Raw genomic sequence first — 10,829 nt, 5'->3', positions numbered from 1 at the left:
AACATGCCGCTGAACTCGTCGCACCCTGTGGGGGCGTACATCGCTGTTGGCCAACCGGAACCGTCCAACCTGGATGGTGCCCGTGGCGACACCGTTCATGCCCTGCTCAGCGGCGCGGTTACCCTCAACAAGAATGCCTTCTTCGACAACGGCTCCATCGCCGCGCAACTGGACTACATGCACCTGGTCAAGGTGACGGATCAAAAGGATCACTTCAACGCCAGTGAAAGCGAAGGCGGTTCGGTGGCCGGACGCTGTGCGGACAAGGAACTGCTGCGTGGCTGCTCGACCAAGGACGCACTCGGTTTCAGCGTGGCCTTCACCCCGGTCTGGCAACAGGTACTGCCGAGCGTCGATGTCTCCCTGGTGACCTTCGTGACCTATGGCCTGTACGGCAACGCGGCCGCAGCGGGCGCCGGCATCCCGCCGGAAGACTCCTACCTGGCCAAGATCGGCCCGCGCGTGGAGTACTTCTCCGGAAAGATGAAGCACCAGTTCGATCTGGCCTACACCTTCCGCAACGGCCGCACCGGCACGCTCGGCGGAGTAGATTCCTACAGTGGCCTCGCGTATCTGCATGACCGCGACACCCTGATCCTCACCTACCAAACCGCGTTCTGATCGGGAGTTCCTGAATGAAACTTCGCATTACCACGCTGGCCGCGGCCATTCTGACTGCCAGTGCAGCCCATGCCGCCGTCTCCCCGCAGGAAGCCGCCGAGCTGGGCAAGACCCTCACCCCCTGGGGCGCCGAAATCGCCGGCAACGCAGCCGGCACCATCCCGGCCTACACCGGCGGCCTGCCGACCTCGACCAATCCGGCAGGCTTCAAGCCCGACTCGGGTCACTGGGCCAACCCCTACGCCGACGACAAGCCGCTGTTCGTCATCAACGCGCAGAATGTGGAGCAGTACGCCCATCAGCTCTCCGAAAGCACCAAGGAACTGATCAAACGCTTTCCGGACAGCTACAGCATCACGGTCTACCCGAGCCGGCGCAGCGCCAACTATTCCGACTGGATCCAGCAGAACAGCATCGCCAACGCCACCCGTTGCAAGACCATCGAAGATGGCCTTGCACTGGAAGGCTGCTTCGGCGGCGTCCCCTTCCCGATTCCCAAGACCGGCAACGAGGTGGTCTGGAACGCGGCACTGCACAACCAGGGGGAATCGCTCAAGCTTTCCGGTAAGGGATGGTACGTCGATGCCAAAGGCAGCCGAGTGCTGACTGCGGGCATCGATCTGCTTACCGACGCCCCGTACTACAACAGGGAACTGGACGTAGAGAAGTTTGCGTCCATCGGGCTTTATCGGGCTCAGATGAACATCTACAACGCTCCTGCCCGTACCGTGGGCGAAGGTAACCTGCTGCGGTTCTACGTCAACCCGGTCAAGAGCCCCAACGCCACCTGGAACTACTCGCCCGGCCAGCGCCGCGTACGCCGCTCGCCGGATGCCCAATACGACTTCCCGGTGGCAACCTCCGGTGGCGCCATGCTCTATGACGAGGTCTACATGTTCTCGGGCATGCAGGATCGTTACGACATCAAGTACCTGGGCAAAAAGGAGATGATCATCCCCTACAACGCCTATGACTGGATGCAGGCGACGCCTGATGACCTCCTGAGGACCAACCATCCGAATCCGGATGTGATGCGCTGGGAGCTGCACCGCGTCAATGTGGTAGAGCTGACGCTCAAGCCTGGGATGCGCCACGTGCAACCCAAGCGTCGCCTGTACTATGACGAGGACATCCCTTCCACCGGCATGTCCGATGCCTGGGATGCAGGGGGCAATCTGGCCAAGGGCATTTACATGCCGTCCTACCAGATGTACGACAAACAGGTTCCCCATGCTTCGTCAATGTGGATATACGACTTTGCTACGGGCGTCTATTACCACACCAGCATCACCGGCGGCAAAGGCAATGGCGCATTCCTGAAAGACCGCATGCAGCCCATTCAATTCTACACACCGGAGTCACTGGGACGACAAACTCAGCGTTGATGAGTACAGACAGCAGTCCGAGCGGGACTGCTGCTGTTTTTCTGTTTCGGAGGCAGATGAATCGACGTCAAAAGCCCTGTGCACTCAGCGTCTGCACCGCCGAGTAATTGACCACCCCACAAAACGAATTCAGTATTTAAAATCACGTTCATAAAACAACAGTTGCCTGTAGGCAATGCCTTCTAGTCAGGTGCCGAATGATTGAATCCACTTCGCTCGCTGCCGTCATTGTCGGCGCGGGCCATGCCGCAGGAGAGCTCGCCACCAGCCTGCGAGACAACGGTTGGCAAGGCAGCATCCTTCTAATCGGAGAAGAACCCTTTCTCCCCTACCATCGCCCCCCCCTGTCAAAAGCCTACCTCTCCGGTACGGCGACAGCACAAAGCCTGCTGATAAAGCCGCAAGCCACCTACGAAAAAGCCAAAGTGGAAACCATCAGCGGCGTGCGGGTTAGCAAAATCGACCGAGTCAACGGCACTGTTCACCTCGCCGATGGCAGAGAGGTTCGATACGACCGCCTGATCCTGGCTACCGGAGGCAGGCCTCGACAATTGCCCATTCCGCACATCGAGCAGGCCGAGCGTTCAGGCAACTTTCACTACCTGCGCACGTTGCAGGACGTCGACCGCATCCGTCAGCAGTTCGAGCCAGGCATGCGCCTGGTCATCGTTGGCGGCGGCTACATAGGCCTGGAAGTAGCTGCCGTCGCCGTCAGGCGAGGCCTCAAGGTAACAGTGCTCGAAGCCCTGCCCCGGGTTCTGGCAAGGGTGACCGCACCTGAACTGTCGGCCTTCTACGAAACGCGTCACCGTGAGGCCGGTGTTGATATCCGTACGGGCACAGGGGTCGAGGATGTGCAACTGGATCCATCGGGCGACGCAGTCAGCGCCGTCAAGTGCATCGACGGCAGCAGCGTACCGGCTGATCTGGTCATCGTCGGCATTGGCCTCGAGCCCAACGTGGAACTGGCCGCCGAGGCTGGCCTGAGTGTCGACAACGGTATCGTGGTCGACGAGTTCGGCCAAACCAGCGACCCGAAGATCCATGCCGCCGGCGACTGCACCAATCACCCCAACCCCCTACTCGGTCGGCGCCTGCGCCTGGAGTCGGTGCCCAACGCACTCGAACAGGCACGCTGCGTCGCTTCGTCGCTTTGCGGCAAGCCCAAGGCCCATGCGTCCATTCCGTGGTTCTGGTCGGATCAGTACGAGTTGAAGCTGAAGATGGTCGGCCTTTCCCAAGGCTACGATCAGTTGGTCATTCGCGGGAATCCGCAGAACGATTCCTTCTCGGCTTTCTACCTGAAAGAAGGTCTGATTCTGGCCGCTGATACGGTGAACCGACCGCCTGAATTCATGCTGGCCAAGCGCTTCATCACCGAACGAATCCAGGTCGACCCCTCGCGCCTGGCGGACGACTCCCTTCCACTCAAAGACCTGCTGCCCAACAGCTGACACTCACATCGCAAGGAAACAGAAATGCCAACGATCATATTCGTCCAACACGATGGAACCGAACAGCGCGTGCATGCGGAAGTCGGCCAATCAGTCATGCAGGTTGCAGTCAACAATCAGGTGCCGGGCATCCTGGGCGACTGCGGTGGCAATTGCAGTTGCGCAACATGCCACGGCTACGTCGCACCAGATTTCAGCTCGCACATGCCGGTAGCCGAATCGTACGAGACGGACATGCTCAGTTGTGCAGTGGATGTAACCGAAGAGAGTCGTCTGACCTGCCAGATAATCGTCACGCCGGAGCTGGACGGCCTTGTGGTGAGGTTACCGCCGACGCAGTTCTAAGCCCACAGGCACCAGCAAAACACAGTGCCCAATGGCGACCATTTCAGAACGTCCTTAGCCGCAAAACAGTCAACTGCCAAAGCTCGCGGCTAAAGCCCCTGCCACGATTCGGTTCACTTTTTATTGCCGGTACGGTGTCAGGTGAGTCGTGCCCCATAAAGCGCGGCGAACTAGGAAAGTGGCCAGCAATATTTCAATAGATCCATTGATTTTCTATTGATCTATCGATAATCTCTCGAAATGAGCGAAGAATACATCCCTGCCGAATCAAACAAGGTGCCGAGCGGAAAATACAACCGCCGCCGCCAGGAAATCCTCTTGGCCGCCGCGGCGGTGTTCGCTGAACAGGGCTTTCACGGCTGCCGCACTCAGGACATTGCCGACCGCCTGGGCCTGAAACAGGCGAGCCTGTACTACTACTTTCCGACCAAGGAAGCGGCACTGGAAGCGGTCTGTCTGTATGCCGTCAGCGAGGCAACGATGCGCCTGCGACCGCTGCTGGAAGACACTGCAGCGGCTCTTGCCGACAAGATCCGGCGCGTCATTCACGCTTATCTGCACGACATGAAGGCCCACCGCGACTGCATGATCGTGCTCACCGAACAGCGTCGCCATCTACCCCCCGAACAACAGGCGAGCATCCGCGTACAGGCTCGCGAATACCGCACCCTGCTCCTGCAACTGTTCGACGAAGCACGAGCCCGAGGCGAGATACGCAGCGACGTCGATTGCGCATTGTCCGCACGCGCACTGACCGACCTGTGCCATTGCGCAGCGCTGCGCCTGCAACGCGAACCCGAACGCGAACGCGAACACCACACCGGGCACATCATCGAGCAGTACACGCGACTCTTCTGCACAGGCATACAGAGCGAACAGCGGCCCCCTCATCCATGCGACCGAGCCCATGCGGACACCGGCGCTCGCGATTCACTCAGTTTGAGTGGTGAATGATTGGCATGAACGTCGAAGGCAAGCTCTATCAGATCGGTGTGGTCGTGCGCGACCTGAACGCAGGCATGCAGCACTACCGTCAACTGTTCGGGTTAGGGCCGTTCTGCCGGCTCGATACCAACTATACGGGGCGCTACCGGGGAACGCTGCAACAGATCGCCAACCGCAACGCTTTCGCCCGCTGGGGCGATCTGTATCTGGAAATGATCGAACCGGGCAAAGGCCAAAGCAGTGCCTCCGAATGGCTGGCCGCCAAGGGCGAAGGCATCTTCCACCTCGGCTATGCCACGACGAACCTCGAGCAGCGACCCGGCGGCGTGGAAGTGTGCTTCGAGACGATCGACAGCCTGACCGAGGAAGGTCAGCCCGCCGTCATTCACCTGGATACCGTCGAACAGCTCGGCTATTACGTCGAGCTGGCGGATTACCGGCTCGCCGAACGCCTGGCGAACTGGATCGATAACACAGCGAACCGGCAGGATCAGTAACCGCCATCGCGCCATCACAGTGGAGAGCAGTATGAATCGACTCAACGGCAAGGTCGCCCTCGTCACCGGCTCCACCCAGGGGCTTGGCGAGGGTATCGCTCGGTGCTTCGCACAGGAGGGGGCGAAACTGGTGGTCAACGGGCGCTCACAGGAAAAGGGCGATAAAGTCGTCGCCGCGCTGCGTCAGCTTGGCGCCGAAGCCATCTTCATACGCGCCGACCTGACCGACAAGGCTCAGGCGCAACAGTTGGTGCAACGGGCCGCAGAGCACTTCGGCGGCCTCGACATCCTGGTCAACAACGCCCAGGTGGTTCCGGAACTGGCCAGCGCGGACTCCGAAGTCAACGATGCCTTGCTCGATGTCGCATTGCACTCTGGCGTTTACGCCTCGCTATGGACGGGACAGGCGGCCCTGCCATGGTTCATCCGCGCCGGTGGCGGCAGGATCATCAACTTCGGCTCGCTCAATGGCGTCTATGGCAGCAAATTCGGCCTGGCGTACAACACAACCAAAGAAGGCATGCGCGGCCTGACCCGCACCCTGGCCAATGAGTGGGGTCGCCACAATGTAACGGTAAATATGGTCCTGCCCTCCGGGGTCAGCCCGGCCTACGAAGCGTTCTACGGCGACGACCTGAAAAAGATGGAGGCCGTTGCCAGGCAGACCCCCATGCGCCGTCATGGTCGGGCGCAAGAGGATATCGGCAACGCAGTGCTCGGGCTCGCCGCCGAGTCCGGGCGTTTCATCACCGGCCAATCGCTGTTTATCGACGGTGGCCAGAACCTGCTGGGACTACCACAACTGCACGGTCTCGACAGTGCCAAGGACAACACATAATGAACGAGATGCTGAACAAAAACGCGCTGATCCTGGGCGCCGACACGATTGGACAAGGGATCGCGATACGCTTCGCGCGCGAGGGTGCACGAGTCGCGGTGCTGGATCCGGATGCCAGCGTCGCCGAGGAACTGGCGCACGCCATCCGTGCCAGCGGTGGCCAGGCCCTGGCCTTTGCCACGCCGATGAACGAAACGGCCGGGGCAAGCGTAACAGCGGCCATCGCCCAACTGGGTGGCCTGGATGTCCTGGTCAACAACGTGCTGCCGATTCCCAGCATCGGCCCACTAGAAAGCCAGTCGGCGGCGAGCTTTACCGAAGCATTCACCTGCATCCAGGCGGCAGTTGCCGCCATGCAGGCCGCCCTGCCAGCCATGCAGAACGCCGGCGGCGGGCGCATCATCAACATCGGTCACCGCTACGGCGAGGGCGTCAATGAAGGTTTGGCCGCCTACAATGCCGCAGCCTGGAGCCTGGTCGGGCTGACCCGCACGGCGGCCCTCGACTGGGGCCGCTACCAGATCGCCAGCAACCTGCTGCTGCCTTTGGCGGACACCCCGGAACTGCGCCGCTGCCATGAACAACGCCCTGCCGTGATCGACCTGATGATCGGACAATTGCCACTGGCGCGCCTGGGCGATCCGGTCGAGGACATCGGCGCGACCGCGCTGTTCCTGGCCGGCGACGCCTGTACCTTCGTCAATGGTGAGGTCATCCACGGAGACGGCGGCCAGCACGCGGCCGGGCCGGTGCTGAATCGCGCCCGGTTCGGCTGAAAAGACGAGCAGGCCGTTGAAGAACCAGCGCCGTTTCGAAATCAGCGCTGGTGCATCAACAGCCTCACAGGTAGCACAGAATCTTTTGTAGGAGCGAATTCATTCGCGAATGAATTCGCTCCTACAGTGTTCATCCGATTGCCCGTGGCGCCGTGCTTTGCGGGTGTCTCCTCCGCAATTCACATCCTGAACTGTTCATCGGGCGATCTGAAACATGAACCGTGACGAGCCGGCGAAACCGATTCGCCGTTACGCCAATGCCAGCAGACCCTGGGCCTTGATCAGCACCGGCAGGTCGACCATGGCGCCGTCCACCGACACCGCGGCGCCACCCGAGCGTTCGCTCGCCTCGACCACCCGGCGCGCCCAGGCCAGTTCCTCGGCCGAGGGCGTGAACACCTGGTTGACCACCGGCACCTGGCGCGGATGGATACAGAGCTTACCGGCAAAGCCCAGTGCCCGGCTGTGCGCGGCTTCGGCGGCGATCACCTGGGCGTCGTCCAAGGCGACAGACACGCCATCGATCGGCGCCTGCAGGCCAGCGACCCGGGACGCCAGGACGATTTGCGAACGCGCATGCAGCAGCGCCGCGTCGCTGCCATCGCAGCCGGCATCCACCTGAAAATCGATGGAGCCGAAGGCCAGCCGCTCGACGCCCGGACCACCCGCGACATCCAGTACCCGCCACAGGCCCAGCGCGCTCTCGATCAAGGGCAGCACAGGCGCGTCGGTGACCGCGGCCAGCTCCTGCAGAGGCCCGATGGACTCCGCCTTGGGCAGCATCACGCCCTTGACGCGCAGGCGGCGCAACAGTGCCAGGTCATCGGCGAAGGCCGGGGTGCCGTGACCGTTGATGCGCAGCATCACCTCGGCCCCCTCTTCCACGGCCTTGGCGATGTGCTCCCGGGCGATAGCCTTGTTCGACGCGGCTACCGCGTCCTCAAGATCGAGAATCACCACATCGGCGCCAGCGGCCAGCGCCTTGGCGAAACGCTCCGGGCGGTCGCCCGGTACGAACAGGTAGGAACGCATCATCACCTCGAACTCAATATTGTCAGAACAATAACCAGCAGCCAGATCAACACCCACGTCATGTCAGGGCAGCGTGGCTCGCGCGAATGCATCAGGCCAGCTCCGCCCGTGCATCCATGCACAGGAAGCCATCGGCGTCCTCCGCCCACAACTGCACGCTGCCGTCGCTCTCGGGCCGGCCGCACAGACGGAATGGGCGCAGGTCGAACAGCGGCCGTACCGCGCGGAAGGAGAAAGAGCGCACCTGTGCTTGCGGACGCTCGTCGCGCAACAGGCTCATCAGCAGCGTCGCGATCAGGGGGCCGTGCACCACCAGGCCGGGGTAGCCCTCCTCCTGCATGGCGTAGGGACGGTCGTAATGGATGCGGTGGCCGTTGAAGGTCAGTGCCGAGTAGCGGAACAACAGCACCGGGTCGGGCTGCACCTGGCGACCCCACAGCGCCCCGCTCGGTGCCGGCTGAGGGGCAGGCGGCGCATCGCCGGGACGCGGCGGATCGCGGTAGACGATGTCCTGCTCCTCGCGCAGCAGCACCTCGCCGGCCGTCGCCAGCTCATGCACCAGCTTGACGAAGACCAGCTCCCCGCTGCGGCCGCTCTTGTGGCTGGCATCGAGAATGGTGGAGGTGCGCTCCACCTCGGCACCGACCGGCAACGGGCCATGGAAGCTCAGCCGACCTCCCGCCCACATGCGCCGAGGCAGGCTGACCGGCGGCAGGAAGCCGCCACGCTGCGGATGGCCGTCGATACCCACCGCGGACTGCCGCGCGATGGGCAGGAAATACAGCCAGTGCCACAGCGGCGGCACCGCCACCCCCTGGGCATAAGGCGCGTCGTCGCGATCCAGTGTGGCGGCCAGGGCATTGAGCGGGGCGGACGCCAGCAGGTCGCGTTGCCGCTCCTGGCGACCGATCCATTGCTTGAGATGCTGTTCGTCGATGGTCACGTCAGCGGATCCTTGATTCAGGGTTCGTTGTGATCTGCCCGTGGCGAACGCCCAGGCCGTGTGGAAAGAAAGCGATCGCGGGCACGGCGGATGTCTTCGCCGGCCATGAGCTGGTCGTACAGCCGGCGGGCACAGTCCAGGCCGGCATCGAAATGCTCGCTGCGCACCGCCGCCTCCAGGGCCTTCAGCAGCGCCTGAGCGACACAGTCGGGCTGACGCAGCAGCAGCCACAGGCCGGCGTCGAGCAGCTCCTTTTCGGGATCCGCGCCGGGCACGGGAAGATGGCGCACCAGGCGCTGCTCCAGCTCGTCGGGCGCCAGGGGCACGGCGGCCAGGTCGGCGGCCAGCGCACAGGCCGTGGCCAGCCCCTGGCCAGGCTCCACCACCTGATCGAACAGCATCGTATTCCTGAACTCCGCTGCCGGGTGTCGACGCCCCTCGACCATGAAGTACAACGCCGGCAGCACTCCCAGTAGACGCGGCAGACGTTGTGTCGCCGACAGCGGCAGCGTGGCCAGGTTGACCTCGGGGAGCGCCAGCGAGGCATCCGACTCGGCGATTCGGTAGTGGCAGGCCAGCACCGTTTCCAGGCCACCGCCCAGGGCGAAGCCATGCACCGCGGCGATGACCGGCTTGCCCATGCGCTCGATGGCCACATGGACATCGCTCGACAGGCCCGGAGAGGCCGCAGCGGCGTCCGTGCCGAACTCGCGGATATCGCCACCGGCACTGAAGCCGCGACCGCTGCCGGTCAGAACCAGCGCGCCAACCTCGGAATCCTCCCGGGCCCACTGCAAGGCGTCGTGCAGTTCACGGCGCATGGCCAGGCTGAACGCATTGACGGGCGGGCCTTCCAAGGTCAGCACCGCGACCGCCCCACGGCGCTCCCGGCGAACCAGGTTCTCAGCCATGCGGGCCTCCCGACGGAGTCCGCGTTTCGAGCGCGCTCGATCGCAAGGCCCACGTCTCGCCAGCGTCACCGGCGATGGTCAGGAGCCCTATCTGCTGTATGTATTCCATGACGACGCGAAATCCCGCACTAGATATTCACATTTACGAACAATATTCACATTAATGCATAATCCTCAGACATGGCAAGACCAAAGCCGAGCGCCGCGTCACTAGGCCACAGCCTCATCCCCACCGGCCCTGCGCACGCGCTCCGGCGAGGCGCCGGCGAACGGCGCGCCCCTCTAGACTGGCACTGTGCGAGCACCCCATGAACGTCGCCCGCCCCTGCTCCATGGCGCCTGAGACGCCCCCGCCAATTGAAACAGTCGTATGAAATTAGCCACGGCAAATGAAACGGGGCACTTGCACTGAGCGCGGGTTACTCATATAAATGGAGTGCACCTATATGAACGCCATTCAAAAAATAGCCTGTAATGGTCATTGGGACGCAGCAGAGATACTGGTTCTACAAGAAGAAACTGCCATGAATCGACTGCCTGAATCGCGTGCCGGCACGTATTGCCGGACTCCTCGTCATAGGCATGACGAAGGACATCCGTTCCATGGATGCCGGCCGGCCCGGCAAAGTCCGTGGGCTTGCCGAGCATCCTCCCCCGAAGAATCCTCTCTGGCATCGGGCTCCGGCCCGATGTGGCCAGCCGGCAATCGCCATGATGCCCCCTGGCTGGCATCACGGGCCGTAGTTGTTCCTGCTACCAATCCCGAGCAGCGCCGACGCGCCAGCCCCTCAGGGCCGGCGCAATCCCAGGGCTCCCCAACGAAAACCATCCCCGCAACCCAAGGAAACCTTGCCAACACCGCCAAACCAACACGATCACGCACTTCGAGTGACAACAAAAACAACAGTAAGAGGGCATAACATGCAAAACCGCAAAAGGATCGCTGCTCGCACTCCGCTGGCCGCTCCCTTCATGCTCGCCGGCCTCTGCCTGGCCATCGGGGCAGCCAATCAGGCGCACGCCTTCAGCATCGACAGCGGCAACCCCGACCTCACCATGAGTCTGGACACCACCGTTCGCTA

General features: G+C 62.5%; 11 protein-coding genes. 8 read left to right on the top strand and 3 right to left on the bottom strand.

Features of this window, described 5'->3' with window-relative positions; all coding sequences use genetic code 11:
• From ACTV8E_RS20540 to ACTV8E_RS20505, 8 genes are all read left to right on the top strand, one after another.
• Positions 1 to 621: DUF1302 family protein (locus tag ACTV8E_RS20540; RefSeq protein ID WP_443200681.1), on the top strand; the 621-nt coding region annotated here is incomplete at its 5' end.
• Positions 622 to 635: 14 nt separating this feature from the next.
• On the top strand, positions 636 to 2,006 hold the full coding sequence (locus tag ACTV8E_RS20535; protein WP_443200680.1) for a DUF1329 domain-containing protein: 1,371 nt from the start codon (positions 636 to 638) through the stop codon (positions 2,004 to 2,006).
• A gap of 197 nt (positions 2,007 to 2,203) precedes the next feature.
• Positions 2,204 to 3,460 carry an NAD(P)/FAD-dependent oxidoreductase gene (locus ACTV8E_RS20530; RefSeq protein WP_443200679.1) on the top strand — a complete coding sequence of 419 codons (1,257 nt, stop codon included), beginning with the start codon at positions 2,204 to 2,206 and terminating at the stop codon, positions 3,458 to 3,460.
• A gap of 24 nt (positions 3,461 to 3,484) precedes the next feature.
• Entirely contained in the window at positions 3,485 to 3,805 is a 321-nt protein-coding gene (locus ACTV8E_RS20525; protein ID WP_443200678.1) for a 2Fe-2S iron-sulfur cluster-binding protein, read from the top strand.
• Positions 3,806 to 4,045: 240 nt separating this feature from the next.
• Positions 4,046 to 4,759, top strand: coding sequence for a TetR/AcrR family transcriptional regulator (locus ACTV8E_RS20520; protein ID WP_443200677.1), 714 nt, complete (start codon positions 4,046 to 4,048; stop codon positions 4,757 to 4,759).
• A gap of 5 nt (positions 4,760 to 4,764) precedes the next feature.
• Positions 4,765 to 5,247 carry a VOC family protein gene (locus tag ACTV8E_RS20515; RefSeq protein WP_443200676.1) on the top strand — a complete coding sequence of 161 codons (483 nt, stop codon included), beginning with the start codon at positions 4,765 to 4,767 and terminating at the stop codon, positions 5,245 to 5,247.
• A gap of 31 nt (positions 5,248 to 5,278) precedes the next feature.
• Entirely contained in the window at positions 5,279 to 6,085 is an 807-nt protein-coding gene (locus ACTV8E_RS20510; RefSeq protein ID WP_443200675.1) for an SDR family NAD(P)-dependent oxidoreductase, read from the top strand.
• Positions 6,085 to 6,861 (top strand): SDR family NAD(P)-dependent oxidoreductase, encoded by a 777-nt coding sequence (locus ACTV8E_RS20505; RefSeq protein WP_443200674.1) that lies wholly within the window; start codon positions 6,085 to 6,087, stop codon positions 6,859 to 6,861. The genes ACTV8E_RS20510 and ACTV8E_RS20505 overlap by 1 nt, the downstream gene beginning before the upstream one ends.
• A 249-nt stretch (positions 6,862 to 7,110) precedes the next feature.
• On the opposite strand, the gene ACTV8E_RS20500 is transcribed toward ACTV8E_RS20505, so the two are convergent.
• The 3 genes from ACTV8E_RS20500 to ACTV8E_RS20490 all read right to left on the bottom strand — a co-directional run bounded on the left by ACTV8E_RS20500 (position 7,111) and on the right by ACTV8E_RS20490 (position 9,747).
• Positions 7,111 to 7,896 (bottom strand): HpcH/HpaI aldolase/citrate lyase family protein, encoded by a 786-nt coding sequence (locus ACTV8E_RS20500; protein ID WP_443200673.1) that lies wholly within the window; start codon positions 7,894 to 7,896, stop codon positions 7,111 to 7,113.
• Positions 7,897 to 7,984: 88 nt separating this feature from the next.
• A complete protein-coding gene (locus ACTV8E_RS20495) occupies positions 7,985 to 8,830 on the bottom strand; it encodes an FAS1-like dehydratase domain-containing protein (RefSeq protein ID WP_443200682.1) in 846 nt (281 codons plus the stop codon).
• A 23-nt stretch (positions 8,831 to 8,853) separates the two neighbouring features.
• Positions 8,854 to 9,747, bottom strand: a complete 894-nt coding sequence (locus ACTV8E_RS20490; protein WP_443200672.1) for an enoyl-CoA hydratase/isomerase family protein — start codon at positions 9,745 to 9,747, stop codon at positions 8,854 to 8,856.
• Between the last annotated feature and the right edge of the window lie 1,082 nt (positions 9,748 to 10,829).

The sequence above is a fragment of the Pseudomonas sp. B392_1p genome, from assembly GCF_052245235.1.
GTDB classification, from domain to species: Bacteria; Pseudomonadota; Gammaproteobacteria; order Pseudomonadales; family Pseudomonadaceae; genus Serpens; species Serpens gallinarum.
Note: the sequence above shows the minus strand (reverse complement) of the source record. Positions and strands in the feature narration are given on the sequence as shown.

Excerpts from the sequence above, each read along its gene's own strand:
- ACTV8E_RS20510 (WP_443200675.1), top strand. The coding sequence starts at position 5,279 with ATGAATCGACTCAACGGCAAGGTCGCCCTCGTCACCGGCTCCACCCAG.
- ACTV8E_RS20505 (WP_443200674.1), top strand. The coding sequence starts at position 6,085 with ATGAACGAGATGCTGAACAAAAACGCGCTGATCCTGGGCGCCGACACG.
- ACTV8E_RS20515 (WP_443200676.1), top strand. The coding sequence starts at position 4,765 with ATGAACGTCGAAGGCAAGCTCTATCAGATCGGTGTGGTCGTGCGCGAC.
- ACTV8E_RS20520 (WP_443200677.1), top strand. The coding sequence starts at position 4,046 with ATGAGCGAAGAATACATCCCTGCCGAATCAAACAAGGTGCCGAGCGGA.
- ACTV8E_RS20500 (WP_443200673.1), bottom strand. The coding sequence starts at position 7,896 with ATGATGCGTTCCTACCTGTTCGTACCGGGCGACCGCCCGGAGCGTTTC.
- ACTV8E_RS20525 (WP_443200678.1), top strand. The coding sequence starts at position 3,485 with ATGCCAACGATCATATTCGTCCAACACGATGGAACCGAACAGCGCGTG.
- ACTV8E_RS20530 (WP_443200679.1), top strand. The coding sequence starts at position 2,204 with ATGATTGAATCCACTTCGCTCGCTGCCGTCATTGTCGGCGCGGGCCAT.
- ACTV8E_RS20535 (WP_443200680.1), top strand. The coding sequence starts at position 636 with ATGAAACTTCGCATTACCACGCTGGCCGCGGCCATTCTGACTGCCAGT.
- ACTV8E_RS20490 (WP_443200672.1), bottom strand. The coding sequence starts at position 9,747 with ATGGCTGAGAACCTGGTTCGCCGGGAGCGCCGTGGGGCGGTCGCGGTG.